General features: G+C 67.8%; 20 protein-coding genes. 12 read left to right on the plus strand and 8 right to left on the minus strand.

The features are described from left to right. Nucleotides 1–30 precede the first annotated feature (30 nt). Nucleotides 31–411, plus strand: a complete 381-nt coding sequence (locus tag ACWEKS_RS03610) for a hypothetical protein (RefSeq protein WP_452338772.1) — start codon at nt 31–33, stop codon at nt 409–411. Between the two features lie 3 nt (nt 412–414). On the opposite strand, the gene ACWEKS_RS03615 is transcribed toward ACWEKS_RS03610, so the two are convergent. After that, nucleotides 415–1,332 carry an alpha/beta hydrolase fold domain-containing protein gene (locus ACWEKS_RS03615; protein ID WP_452338618.1) on the minus strand — a complete coding sequence of 306 codons (918 nt, stop codon included), beginning with the start codon at nt 1,330–1,332 and terminating at the stop codon, nt 415–417. A 60-nt stretch (nt 1,333–1,392) separates the two neighbouring features. Then, nucleotides 1,393–2,241, minus strand: a complete 849-nt coding sequence (locus tag ACWEKS_RS03620; protein WP_452338619.1) for an alpha/beta fold hydrolase — start codon at nt 2,239–2,241, stop codon at nt 1,393–1,395. Nucleotides 2,242–2,294: 53 nt separating this feature from the next. Between ACWEKS_RS03620 and ACWEKS_RS03625 the strand changes: the two genes are divergently transcribed. The 5 genes from ACWEKS_RS03625 to ACWEKS_RS03645 all read left to right on the plus strand — a co-directional run bounded on the left by ACWEKS_RS03625 (nt 2,295) and on the right by ACWEKS_RS03645 (nt 7,382). Then, nucleotides 2,295–2,909 carry a TetR/AcrR family transcriptional regulator gene (locus ACWEKS_RS03625; protein ID WP_452338620.1) on the plus strand — a complete coding sequence of 205 codons (615 nt, stop codon included), beginning with the start codon at nt 2,295–2,297 and terminating at the stop codon, nt 2,907–2,909. Between the two features lie 28 nt (nt 2,910–2,937). Beyond that, complete coding sequence (locus tag ACWEKS_RS03630) at nt 2,938–3,213, plus strand: hypothetical protein (protein WP_452338621.1); 276 nt, start codon at nt 2,938–2,940, stop codon at nt 3,211–3,213. 9 nt (nt 3,214–3,222) lie between these two features. Further along, entirely contained in the window at nt 3,223–4,389 is a 1,167-nt protein-coding gene (locus ACWEKS_RS03635; protein WP_452338622.1) for a DUF222 domain-containing protein, read from the plus strand. A 759-nt stretch (nt 4,390–5,148) separates the two neighbouring features. Then, entirely contained in the window at nt 5,149–6,291 is a 1,143-nt protein-coding gene (locus tag ACWEKS_RS03640) for an erythromycin esterase family protein (RefSeq protein WP_452338623.1), read from the plus strand. Between the two features lie 44 nt (nt 6,292–6,335). Next, a complete protein-coding gene (locus ACWEKS_RS03645) occupies nt 6,336–7,382 on the plus strand; it encodes a hypothetical protein (protein ID WP_452338624.1) in 1,047 nt (348 codons plus the stop codon). 24 nt (nt 7,383–7,406) lie between these two features. Here the strand turns inward: ACWEKS_RS03645 and ACWEKS_RS03650 are convergent, their stop codons facing one another. From ACWEKS_RS03650 to ACWEKS_RS03665, 4 genes are all read right to left on the minus strand, one after another. Beyond that, complete coding sequence (locus ACWEKS_RS03650) at nt 7,407–8,627, minus strand: bifunctional 3,4-dihydroxy-2-butanone-4-phosphate synthase/GTP cyclohydrolase II (RefSeq protein WP_452338625.1); 1,221 nt, start codon at nt 8,625–8,627, stop codon at nt 7,407–7,409. 223 nt (nt 8,628–8,850) lie between these two features. Beyond that, a complete protein-coding gene (locus tag ACWEKS_RS03655; RefSeq protein WP_452338626.1) occupies nt 8,851–10,659 on the minus strand; it encodes an MFS transporter in 1,809 nt (602 codons plus the stop codon). An 81-nt stretch (nt 10,660–10,740) separates the two neighbouring features. Next, nucleotides 10,741–11,379: a PadR family transcriptional regulator gene (locus ACWEKS_RS03660; RefSeq protein ID WP_452338627.1), complete on the minus strand. Its 639-nt coding sequence runs from the start codon at nt 11,377–11,379 to the stop codon at nt 10,741–10,743. Between the two features lie 37 nt (nt 11,380–11,416). Continuing rightward, a complete protein-coding gene (locus tag ACWEKS_RS03665; RefSeq protein ID WP_354834982.1) occupies nt 11,417–12,250 on the minus strand; it encodes an IclR family transcriptional regulator in 834 nt (277 codons plus the stop codon). Between the two features lie 234 nt (nt 12,251–12,484). On the opposite strand from ACWEKS_RS03665, the gene ACWEKS_RS03670 reads away from it, so the two are divergent. The 6 genes from ACWEKS_RS03670 (at nt 12,485) to ACWEKS_RS03695 (ending at nt 17,783) form a co-directional block, all read left to right on the plus strand. After that, a complete protein-coding gene (locus tag ACWEKS_RS03670) occupies nt 12,485–13,000 on the plus strand; it encodes a flavin reductase family protein (RefSeq protein ID WP_452338628.1) in 516 nt (171 codons plus the stop codon). A gap of 159 nt (nt 13,001–13,159) precedes the next feature. Continuing rightward, entirely contained in the window at nt 13,160–14,332 is a 1,173-nt protein-coding gene (locus tag ACWEKS_RS03675) for a Rieske 2Fe-2S domain-containing protein (RefSeq protein WP_452338629.1), read from the plus strand. A gap of 11 nt (nt 14,333–14,343) precedes the next feature. Continuing rightward, nucleotides 14,344–14,589 (plus strand): hypothetical protein, encoded by a 246-nt coding sequence (locus ACWEKS_RS03680; protein ID WP_452338630.1) that lies wholly within the window; start codon nt 14,344–14,346, stop codon nt 14,587–14,589. A 132-nt stretch (nt 14,590–14,721) separates the two neighbouring features. Then, on the plus strand, nt 14,722–15,804 hold the full coding sequence (locus tag ACWEKS_RS03685) for a 2Fe-2S iron-sulfur cluster-binding protein (protein WP_379426252.1): 1,083 nt from the start codon (nt 14,722–14,724) through the stop codon (nt 15,802–15,804). A 28-nt stretch (nt 15,805–15,832) separates the two neighbouring features. Further along, the gene (locus ACWEKS_RS03690) at nt 15,833–16,711 is read left to right on the plus strand and encodes a VOC family protein (RefSeq protein ID WP_452338631.1); all 879 of its coding nucleotides are present in this window, start codon (nt 15,833–15,835) and stop codon (nt 16,709–16,711) included. A 40-nt stretch (nt 16,712–16,751) separates the two neighbouring features. Next, the gene (locus ACWEKS_RS03695) at nt 16,752–17,783 is read left to right on the plus strand and encodes a zinc-binding dehydrogenase (protein WP_452338632.1); all 1,032 of its coding nucleotides are present in this window, start codon (nt 16,752–16,754) and stop codon (nt 17,781–17,783) included. On the opposite strand, the gene ACWEKS_RS03700 is transcribed toward ACWEKS_RS03695, so the two are convergent. Together ACWEKS_RS03700 and ACWEKS_RS03705 are read right to left on the minus strand one after the other, a co-directional pair. Then, nucleotides 17,756–18,628: a class I SAM-dependent methyltransferase gene (locus ACWEKS_RS03700; protein ID WP_452338633.1), complete on the minus strand. Its 873-nt coding sequence runs from the start codon at nt 18,626–18,628 to the stop codon at nt 17,756–17,758. The genes ACWEKS_RS03695 and ACWEKS_RS03700 overlap by 28 nt on opposite strands. 145 nt (nt 18,629–18,773) lie before the next feature. Continuing rightward, entirely contained in the window at nt 18,774–20,498 is a 1,725-nt protein-coding gene (locus tag ACWEKS_RS03705; protein WP_452338634.1) for a nitroreductase family deazaflavin-dependent oxidoreductase, read from the minus strand. Nucleotides 20,499–20,580: the final 82 nt, after the last annotated feature.

A 20,580-nucleotide genomic window follows, 5' to 3' on the forward strand; every position in this document is an offset into this window, starting at 1 on the left:
CTGGCGGACGTCCACGAATTGGCGGCCGGTATGCCGCACGTGACCATCGAGCACGGGCCCGCGGGCAACCCGGTCTACCAGGTCGGCCGCAAGTCCTTCGTCTACTTCCGGACCCCGCGCCCCGACGCCGCCGACCCGGTGACCGGGGAGCGGTACGACGACGTCATCATCTTCTGGGTGCCGTCGGAGGACGACAAGCTGGCCCTCGCCCAGGACCCGGATTCACCGTTCTTCACGACCCCGCACTTCCAGGGGCATCTCTCGGTCCTGGTGCGCGGCAGTCGAATTCCCGAACTCGGCCTGCAGGAGCTCACCGAGGTCGTGCAGGACGCCTGGCTTTCGCGCGCCTCGGCGGCCAGGGCGCGACGGTGGCTGGCCGAAAACGCGCCGGGGACAGGCAAATCCGGCTGAGGCTCAGGCCGGGGAGGCCGCCGGGGTCAGTGCGCCGCGCAGGGCGTCGATGATCAGCTTGCGCGCCTCGGTACCTTCGGGAGTCGGTGTCAGGGGATAGACGTGGACCAGTTCGGGCGCCTCGTGATAGTCGACCTCGACGCCGGCGGCCCGGGCCTTGCCCACCATGATCCGGGTGTCGGGCACGAGGATGTCGCGGGTGCCGCAGAAGACGGTGAGCGGGCCGAGGCCGGTGAAGTCGGCGAACAGCGGGCTGACCCGCGGGTCGGTGATCGAGAGCGGGCCGCGCCAGTGGTCGCCGAGGACCAGGCCGCCATCGCGTCCGAGCCAGGGATCCTCGGCCTGGACGGTCAGGATCTCCGGATTGCTCAGGCTCAGGTCCAGGGCGGGTGAAATCAGCACTGTCCGAGGCACTGCCGGTTGCTGCTCGTCGCGGAGCAGGACCGCCGTGGACAACGCGATCTGGCCGCCCGCCGAATCCCCCGCCAGGCAGACCTCGCCGTACTTTTCTCGATTGGCGCGAACAAGATTCGCGAAGGCGGGGATCACCTGATCGGCGGTGCCGTAGGGGATGAGCGGATAGATCGGCACCGTGACCGTCGTGCCCGCCTCGGCCGCGATATCGGCGGCCAGCTGCCAATGCTGCCGGGCGACCTCATTGACCCAGCCGCCGCCGTGGCAGTACACGACATTGCCTCGGGCGCGCCCGGATCGGGGCGTGAGGGTGTAGATCGGCCAGCCGTTCTCCCGGCGCACCTCGATGGTCACATCCGCACGCAACAGGCGCGGCGGGCCGTACGCCTGGGGCCGGAGGCTGCGCTCCCGAATGTGCTCGCGTGCACCCTCGGCGCTGATGAACGGCCGATTGGCCCGGACGACCCGCAGATACGCGGGCACCGCCCGACTGAGCAAGCTGGGCATCAGCGCCTCCCGTGCGATAGTCCGTCTGCGGCCTCGACCATACCGAATCGGACCAATGCCCTAGCTGTGTTCGATGACCGCGCCGGTCAGGAAGGCGGACATGGCGGCGGCGACGGCATCCGGCTGATCGAGCATCGACAGGACGTAGGCGTCGTCGATCTCCACCAGGCGCGCCTCGGGAATCAGTTCGGCCAGGCGGCGGCCGTGCTCGCGCGGCATCACCTTGCCGGCCGACGACCACAGGATCAGGGTCTCGCCCCGGAAGTCGCGCAGCGCTTCGGTATTCGCGATGAGCTCGGCCTTGTTGCGGCGGGATCGGGCGTAGGCGAGCAGATCGCGCTGAATCCGCTTGTCCCGCAGGCCGGGATCGGTCCAGCCGCGGATGATCTCGTCGCTGAGCGGATAGCGTGCCATCCAGCCGAACAGCAGCGGTGAGGAGCGCAGCCACCGGACGCGTAACTGCTTGAGCGCCATCGTGATTCCGCCGGGCAGCGCCGCGCCCACGATGGCCGTCTTGCCCGGCAGGCCGGGTGGGAAGTTGGCGAAGGCCTCGCAGGGCAGCACGATCAACCGGCCGACGCGCTCGTCGAGGCCGTAAGCGGTGAGGAAGAGCCCGCCGCCCCAGTCGCTGTGCACCAGCGTGACGTCGCGCAGGTCCAGGGCGGCAAGAAAATCCGCGATCAGCTGATTGAGCCCGCGCAAGGTCAGATCCGTGCCCTCACGCAAGGGCTCCGGATGCGATCCGAGCGGCAGATCCGGCAACACATACCGGAAGCCCTCGGGCAGCTTGCCGATCACCTCGTCCCACACCGTGTGGTTCATCAGCAGCCCGTGCAACAGCACCACCGGTGGCCCCTCGCCCCGCTCGGCGTAGTGCACCCGTCCCGCACTCAGTTCGACAGCCGGCATGATATCTCCCCTCTAGAGCACACGCTCTAGTGCGTTTGCTCTAGTCTGGACGGGTGAGCGAGAAGCTGTCAACCACCACCCGGGATCGCCTGGTCACCGCCGTCGCCGAACTCATGCGTGTCCAGGGCTACAGCGCGATCACCGTCAAACAGATCACCTCGGCGTCGGGCGCCCCGATGGGTTCGCTCTACCACCACTTCCCCGCCGGAAAGCCGGCCATCGCCGCCGAAGCCCTCCGCGTCTCGGGCGCCGCCTACATCCAGCTGCTGCCGCTCCTGATGGACGTCCACGACGACCTCCGCGTAGCAGTCCCGGCCGCCTTCACCGCCGCCGCGGAAACCATCGAGCAGGCCGGCTGGATGAACATGTGCCCGGTCGGCACCGTGGCCGGGGAAGTCGCCGACAGCGAACCCGGAATCCGCGACGTGGCAGCGGAAGTCATGAACTCCTGGATCGACGACGGCACAAGCTATTTCATCCGCCGTGGCCTGGAAGCGGCCGACGCCCGGGAACTGATGATTGCGATTCTCGGTGCGCTGGAAGGAGCTTTCATCCTCAGTCGGACACTGCGATCGACAGAACCGATTTTGGCCGCCGGTAAAACAATGGGTGCCCGTGTCTCGGAAATTGTGAAAAGGCAAGAGATACTGGATATTTCGGGTTCCTAGCATGCCCATTCGGCGGTAAAATCAATGCATGAATTCGACGGGGGTGACACTCGACACGTGCGGTATCGCCGAATTGGCGACCGCCGTCGAAACCCTGTCGAATTCCGTCCTCCACGGAAACCTGAACCCGTTCTCCGACAGTGATGTCGTGGAGCTGATGCAGCGCCTGGAAACCTGCAAACGCCAACTGTCGGCGCTGGATTCACGCCTGATCATCGAGGCCTGCAATCGTTCGCTGCCCGAAGGCAGTGGAGCGAAGGCTGTGGTGCCGTTCCTGCGGCAGACCTTGGGGTTGTCGAGGTAGGACGCGTCGGTGCGGGTGAAGATCACCCGCCAGTGCGGGGAATTCTTCGAACCCACCGGTCATCTGCGCCCGGCCGCGTTGGCCGAGACCGCCGAAGCCTTTGAGGCAGGGGATATCTCGCGTGATCATGTCCGCAACATCATCGACGTGATGAACCACCTGCCTGCTGGCATTCCCGCCGAGACCCGTGCCGAGGCCGAGGACATCCTGGTCGGCCACTCCCGGGTCGGGTGGCCCGATGACCTGCCCAAGATCGGCCGTGACATCCTCGCCCGCATTGACCCCGACGGCAAGGTCGTCTCCGACACCGACCGTCGTCGCCGCCGCGGCCTGATCCTCGGCCGCCCCGGGGTGGACGGCATGTCGTGGATCGAGGGCTGGATCACCCCCGAACTGCGGGCACTGCTCGACGCCGTCTTCGCCAAGCTCGCCCGGCCGGGGATGTGCAACATCGACGACGCCGACAGCGTTGCCGCCACGGTCAAGGTGGTCGATTCGACGGTGTTGGAGGCTGCTGCGCGTCGGGACCGTCGTGATGCCGGTCAGCGCACCCACGACGCCCTGTTCGCGCTGCTGCAGCCCGGTGTCGACCCGGCCAAGCTCGGCTCCCATCGTGGTTTGCCGGTGCAGGCCATCCTGACCATGTCCGTCGCGGATCTCGAGCGTGGGGCCGGGGTCGGGACCACCGCGTCGGGCGGGCACGTGTCGATCAGCGAGGCGTTGAAGATGGCCGAGGGTACCCGCCCGGTGCTGGCGGTCCTCGACGCCGACGGGCTGCCGCTGTACCTGGGTCGCTGCCAGCGCCTGGCCACCCCGGCCCAGCGCCTGGCCCTGATCGCCCGCGACAAGGGCTGCACCCGACCCGGATGCGAGGCACCCGCGAGTATGTGCGCGGTGCACCACATCACCGACTGGGCCAAAGGCGGACCCACCGACCTGACCAACCTGACCTTGGCCTGCGATCACTGCCACGCGCTGGTCAACGACAGTCCCGACGGCTGGAAAACCGTTGTCATGGATAAAGATTCCCCTTATCGGGGGCGGACCGGTTGGATTGCACCGAAACGTCTTGACCCAACAGGCATTCCTCGCGTGAACGATAGACATCACGTCGGTGAGTGGGTCGCCGCTGCCATCGATTCCAGTTGCCGAAGGTGGGGTTCACGGGCAGCGTGATTCCCGGCTGCTCGTGTGCTGCTGGCGTGCGCAGGGACCGGGGAGTGTGGTTGCGTCGCGTGCCCTACCGGACTCGAGCTGACGCCCGGGCTGAGAGCCGCCACCCACCGATCCCAGCCCACGGACTGCACGGATCACCTTCTACAGACACACTCACCGCTACTTCACCGCTGATCCCCGAACTGCCGACGCCCACAGCGATATACCCCCTGCCAGGCTCGGCACGGCCATCGCCACTGCGGTCAAATCCCGCGACCGCGACTCCGACCGCCATCATCGCCGCGACCATGACCGCCACTGCCCCCTGCCCCTTTGGCTCACCAATTCTCGCCCAACGCCGGACGCCCGCACCGACATTCCTGCCACTGCTTCTCCGATCCCACCCCCCGCTGCCACCGCCACCAGCATGCGGCGACCCCGCCCCGCCGGCTCACCGGCTCACCGGCTCTGGCCGAGCGACGAACGCCTGCACTGACATTCCTGCCACGGTTTCTCCGATCTCAGCCGGCACTGCCGTCGCCACCATGGCGCCGACAAGCATCATGTGGCGACCCCAACCCCGTGATCTGAGCGAATACCTCCTGCAGTAACCCCACATGCGGCTTCAAAGGTGAGGGGCTCGTAGGTGTGGGTGCGGACGTGAGCCCAGCCCCGTCCCTTCTCCGGGCGTCTTTGATCTTTTGGTCCTTTGTCTTTGGTTTTTGGGTTTTGTCCCTTCGGGCTTGACCTGAACCTTGGTCGAGGTTGGAGAGTAGGGTCATGCCGACCGAAACCACATTCAGTGCAGCCCCTTTCGATGCCACTACGATCGACACGCTCGGGCACTCACTATCAGCCGCGACCGTGGTCGGGATCGGGGAGTCCACGCGGTTCGCTCAGGAGACGTTCGGGCTTCGCGACGAGTTGTTCCGGAATCTGGTTGTGCACCACGGATTCCGTACGCTCGCTGTCCAGGACAGTGCCGATGTCGGCGAGACCCTGGATGCCTACGTGCGGGAGGGCAGGGGGACGGCGGTGTCGGCTCTCGAACTGGCCTGGCGTCCCTGGCGTACCGCGGAGATGGCTGCGGCACTGACCTGGATTCGTGAGTTCAACGAGGCCCATCCCGGGGATGAAGTGCGCGTCATCGGCGTCAAGCCGGCTCAGGCCAAGCCGGAGGATTACGACGCCCTGCTCGATGCGGTCCGAATCCAGGCTCCGGATCGTGTGGCCGACCTCGCTGCTCACCTGGAGCCCATCCGCACCGCCCACACGCTGGACGAGCACGTCCAACGTGCCCGAGGCGTCCACCCCGGCCGCCCGTTCCTCGACCACGCCCGCGACGCCTCGACGCTCCTCGCCTCGATCCCGGACATCAGTGAAACCGTCCGGGCCCGAATGGCTCTGATCGAGGACTTCCACCGCCACAGCGTCGCGGGCCGCGGCAGCTACGCGGGTGAAGCCGAACTGTGGGCCTCCTCGATCGTCGGCCACTACCAGCGCACCGGACTGCGGACCGTGTACTGGGACGGCATATCGCACGTCTCCGCCGATGATGCGGCCCTGGGTCTGGCCGGGGACCAGGTCGCCAAATCCAGTGTCGGCAGCGTTCTGCGTCAGCATTTCGGCCGCGACTATGCCCCGGTGGCCATCGGATTCAACCACGGCAATGTCGGTGTGGCCGAGATCCCCGCCCCCGCACCGGATTTCCTGGACGCGGCGCTGGGTGAGATGGGCCTTCCGCAACTCTGGCTCGACATGCGCACTGGCCCGATCGCGGCTCCCGCCAAGATGCGCGTGATCAGTGGCGTCTACGACCCGGTCCGGGATGCGGACGAGCACTTGGCGATTCGCGACCTGTCGAAGGCCTTCGACATTCTCGTCCACATCCGGGAGGTGACCCCGGTGCACTGGCTGCCGTGAATCCCACGGCCATCCGATGCGTCCCCGTCACATACGCTGCCGCGGTGAGCGAAGACCTGAGTGCAGACGTCCGGCGCCCGACGGAAGAGCAACGGCGGCAACGCGATGCGGAGGCCAACCAGTGGTGGGCGCGGAACTACGGACGCCGCGTGGAACTCGGTAGCTTCGGTCAGGCCATGTCGGTATTGCTGGCCGCCGAACTCGATACTTGGTCCCGGACCGAGATCGACGGCGTCTACGCGAAATTGGGGTGGGAATCGACCGGCGACGCAGCTGCGCTGACTGCGGAAGGCGCGGCGCTCGTCGCGGTCGAGACCCCGCGCTCGATCACGGCGCCGGGCTTCGGATACGGGGAGATCAAACAGCTTCTGCTGTCGTACCCCTGTCCGCCCGCGCTCGTCGATCACGTGTTCACGACCGCGCTGGCCGAGTGTATCGGCGTCCTCGGCGAACCGGATCTGGTGGGCGGCCCGGGCGCTCTGGCGATCTGGCTGCGTCCCGACGACATCGTGACGCTGGGCCGATCGATCCGCCCGCTCGAGGTGAGCCTGCGAATCGAGCCGCGCGGGCCGCGTACGGTCGAGCGCGAATTCGACTGGGAATACGACGAAGACCACCAGCCCGCCGAGTGCTGGCTGGCGTGGCCGGACGAGGCGCGCCGCACCGAGATCGGCGCCCTCGGCTACAAGGAGCCCGACGCACTGACCCTCGACGAACTCGACGACCACATCGACCGGTTGTTCCTCTCCCTGGCGGTGGATCTCCCGGTCCTGCATCCCCTGGTGCCGCACGCGATCTGGGTTCTCACCCTGGCCGACGAGCCGGAGTGGGTGGCGCAGGGCTTCTTCGCCTCCAACGCCCAGTCCCGCCTGGAGGTGCGCGAAGACGGCGGGGTGCGCGGCCAGATGTTCAACCACGGTGTCGCCTCGGCCCGGCAGATCGCGGCGGAGACGAAGGCGGCGATCCGCCGGTCGGGCGCGAAATATCCGTCGGACTTGCGGTTTCAGGCGTGGCTGTCGCCCTCGAAGCCGGGGTTGCAGGCCTTCCGGCTCGGATTGCAGTGGGACGAGCGGGAACCGGAGGACACCTGACGCCCGCGCTACCCCGGGATACGGCTACCCGACCGCGGGGATATGGGGGAGCTGATGGCTCATCCGATCGCGCTTGGTCGCGAGGTAGTGCACATTGTGCTCGGTCGGCTGGGTCTGCAGGGGGATCCGCGCGTGCACCGCGATGCCATTGGCCTGCAAGCCCGACTGCTTCGCCGGGTTGTTGCTGAGCAGGCGCACCGACCGTACCCCCAGATCGGCGAGGATGCGGGCGGCGGCACCGTAGTCGCGGGCGTCGATGGGCAGGCCCAGGCGGACGTTCGCATCCACGGTGTCCGCGCCCGCGTCCTGGAGTTCGTAGGCGCGGAGCTTGTTGAGCAGCCCGATGCCCCGGCCCTCCTGGCCGCGCAGGTAGACGATGACGCCGCGCCCGGCCTCGGCGACGGCCTCCAGAGCGGCGTCGAGTTGCTCGCCGCAGTCGCAGCGCAGCGAGCCGAAGGCGTCGCCGGTGAGGCATTCGGAATGCACTCGGGCGAGCGTGTTCTCGCCCGACGGGTCGCCGTGGACGAGGGCGAGGTGTTCGGCGCCGGTGTGGGCGTCGGAGTAGCCGTAGACGCGGAAGTCGCCGAAGCGGGTGGGCAGCCGCGTCTCGACCTCGCGGATGATGCCGTGCTCCAGCTGTTTCCGATGTGCGATCAGGTCGGCGATGGAGACGAGCGGGATACCCCATTCGCGCGCCATGACCAGCAGCTCGGGCAGCCGCGCCATGCTGCCGTCGTCATCGACGACCTCGGCGATGACACCGGCCGGACGCAGCCCGGCCAGCCGCATCAGATCGACGGCGGCCTCGGTGTGGCCCGGACGGCCCAGCACGCCACGGGGATTCGCGCGCAGCGGGAACACGTGCCCGGGCCGGGAGAGCTGGGCCGCGGTGGTGCGCGGGTCGGCCAGCAGGCGCATGGTGCAGGCGCGGTCGGCGGCCGAAATGCCGGTGCTGACACCGGAGACGGCGTCCACCGAGACGGTGTAGGCGGTGCCCTTGGGATCCTCGTTGATCGAGGTCATCGGCGGCAGTTGGAGACGGTCGCAGTCCTCGCCGGCCATCGGCACGCAGAGCACCCCGCTGGTGTGCCGCACCAGGAACGCGATGTTCTCCGCGGTCGCGTGCTCGGCGGCCAGGATCAGATCGCCTTCGTTCTCGCGGTTCTCGTCGTCCACGACCAGCACCATGCCGCCGCGGGCCACCGCCGCCACCGCGGCTGCGATCGAGTCGAGTTCACCGGTCATCGTCGACCACCTCCTCCGGCCGCACGGGCTGGCGACCTATTTCCAATCGAAATATGACGAGTGCGGAACAACGAGGTGAGGTCCCGCTCAGCGGTCAGGAAAGTGCGGTCAGTGCACGCCTCGGGCCATAGTGGTGACGGAGTTTTCCAGTACGCCACAACGGCCCGGAGGCGAATCGCCTCCGGGCCGTTGTTCATTCGGTTGTCAGTGCCTCACACGAGTGTCAGTGCGCGGCACCACCGGTGGCCGGAGTCCGGCCGTGCTTCATGATGAGCGTTCCGATCAGTGCCACCGCGGCCGAGATGGCCACGAAGTAGAAGCTGATCTCGTAGCCCTTGTCGGCGTAGAGCAGCGGGATGTCCTTGGTGACCGGCGCCTGGCCCGCCACCGACACCACGGCCTTGACCGGATTCGCGGTCAGGAACGCGGTGGCCACCGCGAGGCCGATACCGGCGCCCATGGCCTGCATGACGCCCAGCATGCCCGCACTGATGCCCTGCTGTTTCGCCGGCACGCCTTCCACGATCAGGTTCGGCGTGGATGCGTAGTACAGCGCGAAGGCGATGCCGTACACCGCGCTGATCAGCGCCTGCGTCTGCCAGCCGTGCGAGAGCCCCGCATAGGCCAGGCCGCTGCCGACGAAGATGACCAGTGCCGTCACCAGTGGCCAGCGGGCGCCCGAGCGCCGGATCCACAGGCCGCCCAGGAAGCCGAAGATCATGGCGATCAACGATTGTGCGAGGGTCACGTGGGTGGCGTACTTCAGCAGCGAGAAGTTGTCGCCGTAGCTGTAGCCCGGCTGCAGATCCACCTTGACCATGTCCGGCGGCAAGTGCTGGTACACCATCTCCGGCGGCACCTGCGCGTTCACGACCTCGGGTGTCACCTGCGCATTCACCGTGTCCGTCAGCTTCTTGACCACATCCGGCGGCAGGTCCATGCCGGGCGGCAGCGCAGCCTTGGCCTGTGCCTCGGCCGCGGCGAGACCCTGTGCTCGCGCCTGAGTGAGAGCCTGCGCCTGTGCCTGGGCCAGGGCACCGGCCTTCACCTGATCCCAGGTGGCGTCCTTGACCTGCGCCACAACCTGATCGGACGGCGGCGACTGGGTCATGTAGCCGGTCGCGTAGGACTGGTAGCCGATCATGAACGAGGCCAGCAGACCGATGAACAGCACCACGCTGACGCGCGGGTTGAACAGCAGCTTCATGTCCATGATCGGTTGCTTGGCACGCATTTCCACGATCGGGAACAGGGCGAGCAGCACCAGGCCGCCGATCAGCCACGCCAGTGTGGAGGGCTTGGTCCAGCCCCAGTCCTGGCCCTTGTCCAGGTACAGCAGGGTGAGAGTGGCGCCCGCGCCGAGCAGCACCGCGCCGATGATGTCCAGGCGCTGCGGGGTGCGCAGCTTCGACTCCGGCACCACGATGATCAGCAGCGGAATCATGATCACGGTGAAGACGAACAGGAACCAGAACAGTCCGCGCCAGCTGTAGTGATCGGTGATGTAGCCGCCGATCAGCGGACCGGCGAGGGCGGACACGCCCAGACCCGTGGAGGCGATGCCGAGGCCGACGGGAACCAGCCTGCGCGGCATCAGGTCCCGGATCAGTCCGTAGGACACCACGGTCGTCGCGATGGCCGTCGCCTCCAGCGCGCGGCCCACGAGGAACACCGCCCAGTTGCTGGTGACGGCGCACAGGGCCGTGCCGATGAGGAACAGCACACCGCAGACCAGGAACATCTTCTTCTTGCCCCAGATGTCGCTGAGCTTTCCGATCAGCGGGGACACGGCGGCGCCGAAGATGCCGAAGACGATGATGGCCCAGTTGATGTTCGCGCCCTGGTCGGGGAAGGTGGGCGCGATCTGTCGCAGTGCCGACGCGACCATGACGTACTGCATCGGGGAGACCTCGGTGAACAGCACGATGACCGCGAGGACCGACCAGATCCTCAGATTGGAGGCGCCGTCGAGGCGCCCGGATTCGTCAGGCGCGGGACTCGGTGGCACCGCGGTGTCGACGGAGGTGGACATGTGGCGTCCTCCAGGGTGGGTAGTAACACGATCGTGTGAACCGTGTCACGGCCGCTGGGCGCCGACTATCACCAAGTCCGTTCAGTGGGAATCGCTGGAATTCTGCTTCTTCGCAGGCTTCCGGCGGCTACGCTGTCTCGCCAATTTGTCCAAATCCGCCAGCAGGTCCTCGGCGAATTCCTTTTCGGCCTCGTAATGCTTGACGCACCAGCGCAATACCGCGCTGGGATATGCCCAGTCCGGATTCACATCCGCGCCCTCGGCGTCGGCCTGTGCGCGCCGCCGCATGGTCTCGGTGTATTCGATGTGCTGGGTGAGGATCTCGCGCATACGCTCGGGCTCGGCCAGGTGCCCCAGCCAGGCCCGCAGCATCACGCTGTGCTTGAGAACGGGGGCCTCGACAGGGGAGTGGTTGACCCAGTTCGACGCCGCCTCACGCCCGCTCTCGGTAATGGCGTACATGCGTTTGCCACGCATGCCGTCCTCGGACACCACGGTCCGGGAGGTCGCGTAACCGTGCTTTTCCAAACGCTTGAGCTCGGCGTAGATCTGGCTGAACGACGGACTCCAATAGAAGAACTGCAGACTCCAGTCGGCCCATTTCTTCAGGTCGTATCCGGACAGTTCTTCGGCGTGCGAGAGCATTCCGAGAACCGCCCACGCCGTTGTGGGAAGTTCCGGAATCGCCTGCGCCTCTTCGGCAGGCACGCCATCGGTCATGATCGAACTGTATCGCCCCCGCATGCCCTGGCTCCGCTCAACGCCAGTGGGCGCGACGCGGGAACAGGGTGCGGCCGGCCTCGTGCGCGACCTCGAGCACGACGCGGGCCAGCCGGTCGTAGCTCATGCCGTCGGCGCGCCCGGACAGCGACAGCGCGGCGGGCGCGGTGCCGCGGCCCCGCAGCGGCGCTGCGACACAGGCGATTCCGGCGACGGCCTCCTCTCGGTCGATGGCCACGCCCTGCCGCATGCGGATCTGCTGCAGCTCGCGCGAGAGCGCCTCGGGCTCACAGATGGTGCGCGGGGTCAGGCGCGGCAGCCGGGTACGCAGCGCGGCCTCGGCGATGTTCGGCTCCAGGCAGGCGAGCATCGCCTTGCCGAGCGCGGTGGCGTGCGCGGGCATCCGGCCACCCAGTCGGGTGGGCAGGCTGGCGGCGAAGCGGCCGCCGGCCTTGTCCAGGTAGACCACGTCGCGGCCGTCGAGGACGGCCAGGTGTCCGACCATGCCGGTGCGCTGGCTCAGCTCGTGCAGCAGCGGGGACACGGCATCACGAATCTCGTTGTGGTCGGCGGTGAGTCCGCCGAGCTCGAGTGCGCGCATGCCCAGCCGGTAGCCGCCCGAGGTGTGGGCCAGCCAGCGCAGCTTGATCATCTGGTCGAGGATCCGGTGCACGGTGGACCGCGGCAGCCCGGTGCGCTCGACCAGGCCGAGCAGCGTGAGGGTGGGGGTGGATGCGTCGAATGCGTCCAGGATCAAGGTCATCCGCTCGATCATCGAGACGGGAACTTCAGCGCTGGCGCGAGATTCCTTGGCGCGCATGGGGTTGTGTGGGTGTCGAGTCTCCGCCGGGGGCAGCATGGTGACGGACATATGTACCTCCGTTGGTTCATATCCAGTCTAGGACTATTCCGATTAGGCATGTACCTAGTTCGGAGCTTGTGCTACCCATCACAGTGCCTCGTGCCACAACCTGCGGAATCGGGAGAACTACGTAAAACCTACGCATCCATGTCCCGATCACCGAACCACGGAGTTGACGCCTCCTGCGCGCGACCTGCTGTCATGACTGCTAGCTATATTTCGGATCGAAATAAGGAGGCGCCGGTGCTTACTGGTGTCAATGTGCCCGGCGGCCGGACACCGGCCATCGACGCGACGGCATTCAAGACCGTTCTCGGCAGGTTCTGCTCGGGAGTCACCGTGATCACCGCCCTTGCCGAGGACGAACCCCTCGGCTTCGCGTGCCAGTCGTTCGCATCGCTGTCCATCGATCCGCCGCTGGTGAGCTTCTTCCCGGCGCGGACCTCGAGCACCTGGCCGAGGATCCGTGAGGTGGGCCGGTTCTGCGTGAACATCCTGGCCGACGATCAGGCCGAGATCTGCCGTCAGCTCGGGCGTCCGGGCGCCGACAAGTTCGCGGGCGTGGAGTGGACCGCCTCGGAGAACGGCTCGCCCTTGCTCGCCGGGGCCATGGCCTCCATCGACTGCGAGCTGTACGACGAAGCCGACGGCGGCGACCACACCATCGTCATCGGCCGCGTGACCTGCTTGAATGAGCATTCCGAGGCGAAGCCGCTGCTGTTCTACCGCGCGGCGTTCGGTCGTCTCGACACGCAGTAGGCACGGTTGTCCCGAGCATCACTGGGCGTAGTCGTCCCGGCCATCGGCCGGCGCGGTCGTCTCGTCCATCAGTAGTCACAGCCCGGCCAGTGAGACTGCGCTGTCGTCGCCGTCACATCGGCCGCAACCATCGAAGCAAGGCAAGGGAGAGGAATTCACATGACCACCATGGACGGTGAGGTGCGGGTCATCGACGCGGGCAAGCCCCCGGCGCGATTCGCGCGCGGCTGGCACTGCCTGGGCCTGGCCGACTCCTTCCGCGATGGAAAGCCGCACACCGTCAAGGCTTTCGGCACCGAGATCGTGGTGTTCGCGGCCGAGGACGGCACCCTCAACGTGCTCAACGCGTACTGCCCCCACATGGGCGGCAACCTGGCCGACGGCACCGTCAAGGGCGACTCCATCGCCTGCCCGTTCCACGACTGGCGCTGGAACGGCAAGGGCAAGTGCACCGGCATCCCGTACGCGCGCCGCGTGCCCCCGCTGGCCCGCACCAAGGCGTGGCCGACCATGGTCGAGAACAAGATGCTGTTCGTCTGGAACGACCCGGAGGGCAAGCAGCCGCCGTCCGAGCTGGCGATCCCGCGCATCGACGCCGCCTTCGACGACGAGTGGACCGACTGGACCTGGAACTCGATGATCGTCGACGCCAACTGCCGCGAGGTCGTCGACAATGTCGTGGACATGGCGCACTTCTTCTACGTGCACTACGGCTTCCCGACCTTCTTCAAGAACGTCTTCGAGGGCCACACCGCCAGCCAGTACATGACCTCCGTGTCGCGTGAGGACATGATGGGCGAGACCGCCAAGGCGCTGGGTGGCAAGAACGTCCTGCAGTCGGAGGCCTCCTACTACGGGCCTTCCTACATGATCGACTACCTGAAGAGCGAGAGCCCGAACGGGCTGGTCGTCGAGGGTTATCTGATCAACTGCCACTACCCGATCAGCGAGAACCAGTTCGTGCTCATGTACGGCGCGATCGCCAAGAAGCCGGCGGGCGTGCCCGCCGCGCAGGCGCAGGAGATCGCCGAAAAGTTCGTGGGCGGCCTGGGCAAGGGCTTCGAGCAGGACGCGGCCATCTGGAAGCGCAAGTCGCGCATCAACAATCCGCTGCTGTGCGAGGAGGACGGGCCGGTCTACCAGCTGCGTCGCTGGTACGAGCAGTTCTACGTGGACACGGCCGAGGTCAAGGACGAGATGACCGACCGCTTCGAGTACGAGGTGGACACCACCCGCGCGGTCACCGCGTGGGAGGCCGAGGTCGCCGACAATATCGCCAAGCGCGAAGCCGCCGTTGCGAGCAACGTCTCGGACGCCGTGGCGCAGGGCTGAGAGACGCTGCCATGGACAAGGTTTCGTGCCGGTCCTGCGGGACCTGCGTGCTGGTGGAGAAGTACAGCGACCAGCACACCAGCGTGCAGTGGAACAGGGACGCGCAGGCCGCCTGCACGGAACTCGCGGACACCGGACTGCGAGCTCACACGTGCCCGGTGCTGCGGGCCAGCATCGACGAGGCCGTCGCCTCGGGTGCGTTGACCGTCAGCACGCGTGACGTGGACGTGCGCACTCGCGGGCGAACTCTGGCCTGAGTGGAGTCGCCGGCTGCGGTCGGCGGCCTCCGGGTGGGCCTCCCGACATCGTCGGCGGTCGGCCCCGAGTAGCGGGTACCCCTCCGGGACGGGGTCGAAACTGACAGCACAGGAATGGAACTGGTGGAACGGATGACGGTCACGGACTTCGAGGTGGACGCGGCTGTGGAAGCCGCGCAGGTGAGCGGGATCACATCGGTGCGGATCGTGCGCGTGGTGCGCGAGACGGCCGACGCGGTGTCGCTCGAGCTGGCGCCGGACGCCGCGCACGCCGATCGGTTCTCGTATCGTCCGGGACAGTTCCTGACCCTGCGCATCCCCAGCGATCTCACCGGGTCGGTGAGCCGCTGCTACTCGCTGTCGAGCGCGCCGCACGAGGGCGGTCCGCTGAAGGTCACCGTGAAGCGGACCGTCGACGGCTACGGCTCGAACTGGCTGTGCGACAACGCCACCGAGGGCCTGACCCTGGACGTGCTGCCGCCCGCCGGCATCTTCACCCCGGACTCGCTGGATACCGACCTGCTGTTGTTCGCCGGAGGCAGCGGCGTGACGCCGGTGCTGTCCATCCTGAAATCCGTGCTGGCACAGGGCTCCGGCCACTGCACGCTGATTTACGCCAACCAGCACGAGAATTCGGTTATCTTCGCCGAGGAGCTCGCGGAACTGGCTGCCGCGCACCCGGATCGACTCCTGGTGCTGCACTGGCTGCAGTCGGTGCAGGGCTTGCCGAGCGTGGCCGGTCTGGCCGCGATGGCGCGTCCATGGGCGGGCCGGGAGGTTTTCGTCTGCGGTCCCGGTCCGTTCATGGACGCGGTCGCGGCTGCGATGGCCGAGCTCGGCGCGGACCGCAAGCGCGTCCACTCGGAGAAGTTCGTCTCGCTGTCGGGCAACCCGTTCGAGATCGACACGGCCGCAACCGAGGTGGTGGCCGACGACGGTGACGCCGCCCTCGCGCGGGTCGAGCTCGACGGCGAGAACCACGAGCTGACCTGGCCGCGGCAGCAGACCCTGCTCGACACCATGCTCGCCAAGGGCCTGGACGCCCCGTACTCGTGCAAGGAGGGCGCGTGCAGCGCCTGCGTGTGCCGGGTGGTCTCCGGCGAGGTGAGCATGCGCCGCAATGAAATCCTGGAGGAGGAGGACATCGCCGACGGCTATGTGCTCGCCTGCCAGGCCGTTCCGGTCACCGACGACGTCACCGTCACCTATTCCTGATATCCCGAATCTCCCGAGGAGTATCACCATGGCTGCCTTCGCCTCGCTCGGCTACGTGCGCGCCCAGATCGCCGATGTGGACGCCTGGCGCGCATTCGCCTTCGACACCATCGGTTTCGCCGAGGGCTCCGGCCCGAACGCCGATTCGGTGTACCTGCGCGTCGACGAGCACACCTACCGGCTCGAGCTGGTGCCCGGCGACCGCGACGCGGTCATCGCCGTCGGCTGGCAGGTCGCCGACCGGCGCTCGCTGGAGCTGGTGCGCGAGATCCTGGAGAAGGCCGGCGTCGCGGTCACCACGCTGACGCTCGCCGAGGCCGCCAACCGGCACGTCGAGGAGGCCATCGCCTTCGTCGATCCGTCCGGGTTCACCATCGAGGTCTTCCACGGCCCGCTGCTGGACCACAGCCCGGTGGTCGGCAAGTTCGGCAACCGGTTCGTCACCGGGGACCTGGGTCTGGGCCACGTGGTGCTGCCGGTGCGCGATATCGAGGAGGCGCGCAAGTTCTACACCGAGGTGCTGGGCTTCGCCTCCCGCGGCTCGTTCCGGGTGGGCCCGCCCGATCATCCGATCTGGATCCGCTTCATGGGCGTCAATGCCCGCCATCACAGCCTGGCGCTCATCCCGGGCTCGCGGCCGGACGGCCCGGGCATCGTGCACGTCATGGTCGAGGTGGACTCGCTCGACGATGTGGGCCGCGCCCTGGACCGCGTGAACAAGGCGGGCTACCACCTGTCCTCCACGCTGGGCCGCCACACCAACGACAAGATGATCTCCTTCTACGTCCGGACGCCGGGCGGCTGGGATCTCGAATTCGGTTGCGAGGGCATGCTCGTCGGCGACGACTACGTCGCCGAGGAGATGACCGCAGACAGCTACTGGGGTCACGAGTGGGCTAGGGGCTGACCCACCCGCACCCGCGCTCCCGGCACGGAAGGACAGTGACATGCGTGCGGTAGTCATGCGGAATCGGAAACTCGTGGTCGACGAGGTGCCCGAACCGGTCCCCGGACCCGGGCAGGTGCTGGTCGAGACCATTGCCTGCGGGATCTGCGGATCCGACAAGCAGGCGCTCGACCACACCGACGAGTTCCTGCAGGCTTCGCGCGACAGCGGCGTGCCGACCTTCCTGTTCGATCCGCACCGGGACCTGGTGCTGGGCCACGAGCTGGCCGCCCGGGTCATCGGCGCCGGACCGGACACGCCGTTCGTGGCAGGGCAACACGTGGTCGCGCTGCCCTGGGCGCTGGACGCCGCGGGCGGGATCCACGGCGTCGGATACTCCAACGAGTTCCCGGGCGGCTTCGGCGAGCGCATGGTGTTGCAGGCCATGGCGCTCGAGCCCATTCCCGAGCATGTGCCGCCGCATGTCGCCGCCCTGACCGAGCCGCTGGCGGTCGGGTTCGGCAATGTGGCGCGCACCGGCATCGGGCCGGACGGGACCGGGATCGTGATCGGTTGCGGGCCGGTCGGTCTGGGTGCGGTGGCCGCGCTGGCCGAGCGCGGCGTCGCACCCATCGTGGCCTCGGATCCGTCGAAGCTGCGCCGGGAGGCCGCGCTGCGGCTGGGCGCGCACCGGGTGGTGGATCCGGCCGTCGAGGATCCGGTCGAGGTGTGGCAGGAGCTGTCCGCGCCGGGGCAGCAGCTGCACGTGTGGGTGTGCGCCTCGGTGCCGGGACTGCTCAACGACCTCATGTACAAGGTCCCGCGCGAGACGGCCATCCTGCAGATCGGCGCGGTCATGACCGACGACGTCATCCGGCCCATCGTCGGCATCTACAAGGACATCTCGCTCCAGATGTGCATGGTGTACCCGCACGAGGAGTACGCGAAGACCCTGCGCCGCATCGCCGATGGCACCGTGGACGCCGCCTCGCTCATCACCGATCAGGTGGGGCTGGACGGGGTCGCGGGCGCCATCGAGTCACTGCGCAATCCCGACGATCACATTCAGATCCTGGTCCGTCCCGGAATGTGAGCGCGCACCAGCCGGCAGAAGTCGACCGGGTGCAGGCCGTCCGCGCGCTGCCACAGGGCGGCGTCGACGGCGGCGCGCTGCGAAATGTGTTCGGCCACAGTGAATCCGTGCCGATCGAGCAGCGCTGTCACGGACTCGGGTGAGAAGAAGCTGAGCAGCGGCTCGCCCTGTTCGGCGGTGGCGGCGAGCGCGAATTCGGCGAAGACACGGCCGGATGCGTCGCGCAGCTCCGGTAACAGCGCGTACTCCATCACTAATTCGGTGCCGGCCGCCCAGCCCGAGAGCGTGCCCAGGGTGGCGCCGATCGCCGATTCGGTCAGATACATGGTGACGCCCAGCCAGCTCACCAGGGCGGGCCGATTCGGGTCGAAGCCGTGGGCGGTCAATTCCGCCGCCAGGTCGTCGCGTTCGAAATCGACGCCGACGAATTCGGCCGTGGCGACGCCGATTCCGGCGGCGGCGAGCAATTCCCGCTTCCACGCCTGGGTGGCGGGATGGTCCACCTCGTAGACCGCGACCCGCCCCGCCAGGGGCGAGCGGTAGGCGAAGGTGTCCAGGCCCGCGCCGAGGATCACGTACTGCTCGAACTCGCCGGCCGCCAGCCGGGCCTCGGTGTAGTGACTGCGGGCGCTGACCTGGGATCTGGTGCCGCTGAGTACCGGGTGATCGCCGAACTCCCGGTGATAGGAGACGAGTTCGGCGGCCCGCTCGCCCAGCAGCGTCTCGGCCACGGTGTCCTGGAACAGATGCGGTGGGCGATCCACGATCAGATGCGCCGCGCGCCCGGCCGCCGCTATCATCGCGGTCCGGCTCGGGCCCCTGTTGTCCGTCGAGCCGTTGTCCATCGAATTCTCCCTCCACGTAAGGATGCGCGGCAGCCCAATATCGGTAATCACAACCGCGAGACCCGATGGTAGACAGGAGAATTCGATTTCGCTTTCACCATATCACACGGAAATAAATTCCCGATTACGATGAAATGCCGCCGGACTATCGATCGGTGAAGGTGATCCGGACCGTCACCGGATCGCTCTCCAGCGCCGCGAAGAAGCCGCGGGTGAACGGGGCCAGTGCCGGATGTGGGGCGAAGGTGCGGGCGCGGGCCACCACATCGTCGTCGGGGAGCAGCACGGCGGTGCCGGTGCGCCAGTTGTCACCCTGGCGGACACGGACATTCGGGTTGGCCGTGAGGTTCAGGCCCCAGCCCGACCGCAGGCCGTGCTGGCAGATGGCCCACGCGCCCTCGTCGTCGAACAGCAGCGACACCGGCACGCGACGCGGCTGCCCGGACTTGCGGCCGACGGTTTCGATCTCGCTGGCGAAGGCGGTGCGGATGCCGATCCGGTCCAGGGCGCGGATGGTCGGGTTCATCACGTAGCGGCCCATGGCGCGCTCGGCGCGGAACTTGCGGGCCGCCCGGTCGGCGGTGGTGCTCGGGGCAGCGGATCGCTTGCTGCGGAAGGCGTCGAAGCCGTTGCGGCGCAGCATGGTCACCGCCGTCAGCCAGGGTGAGCGGTCCGGATCAGGATCCTTGCCCGCGCCGAGCCGGTGCAGCTGATCGGTGTGCCACTGCAGGTCGAGCGCGCCGTCGAAGGACTTCAGGCCGCCATTGGCGGCCAGACGCGGGGGCAGGCCCAGCGAGATGTGCGGCGGGCGTAGGGCGTCGGTGCGCTCGGTGAGCAGATCGGCTGCGGCGCTGGGGATCACGGCCGTGGGGCGGCCCAGGCCGACCAGGTCACAGGTGCCGCCGGCCAGTGCGTCGGACATGGCGGCGCGGGAGCGGAAACCGCCGGTCACCGCGATCGGGACCGAGCCCGCGGCCTGCCGGGCGGTCTCGGCGTAGTCCAGGAAGTACGCCTCGCGGGCGCGGGTGCTGGCCGAGGCCGTGCGCGGCCGGCCCATCATGGCGGGGGATTCGTAACTGCCGCCGCTGATTTCGAACAGGTCCACCTGCTCGCCGGACAGCTCCTCGATGACGGTGCGCGACTCGTCCTCGGTGAAGCCGCCGCGCTGGAAGTCGGCCGAATTGAGTTTGATGCCCAGCCCGAAGCCCGGGCTCACCGCCGCGCGGATGCTGCGCGCCACCTCGACCACGAATTGCCGCCGCCGCTCGGCACCGCCGCCCCAGGCGTCGGTGCGCTGATTCGACAGCGGGGACAGGAACTGCGAGACCAGATAGCCGTGCGCGCCGTGGATCTGGACACCGTCGAATCCGGCGGCCTCGGCGACCCGGGCGGCGCGGCCGAAGCGGGCGATGATGTCGAGGATCTCGTCCTCGGTCAGCTCGCGCGGGGCGGGCACGCCGGGGATGCCCATGGCGATGGCCGAGGGTGCGACCGTGCGGGTGCGGGTGACGATCGGATTGGCCTGCCGTCCGGGATGATTCAGCTGCACCCAGACCTTGGCGCCGCCGTCCTTGGCGACCTTGGCCCAGCGGGTGAGGGCCGCCAGATGCCGCTCGTCCTCGATGGCCACATTGCCGGGTTCGCCGCAGTGGCGGCGGTCGACCATGACATTGCCGGTGACGATGAGGCCGTAGCCGCCACGGCTCCAGCGGCCGTACAGTCGGTCCAGTCGCGAGTCGGGGGCATTGTCGCCGTTGGCCAGCCCTTCGCTGAGGGCGGATTTCATGATCCGGTTGGTTAGCACCTGACCGCTGGCCAGCGGCAGGGGATCGTGCAGCGTCGACTGTCGCGCGGTGGATGCTGACGGCATGGTGTGGCCCCGATTCCTCGTCGAAGAGTTGAGCGGCGGACTACACTGAGTAGACCAATCGGTATATCCGAAAACGGTAGTA

This window comes from Nocardia sp. NPDC004711, assembly GCF_053601595.1.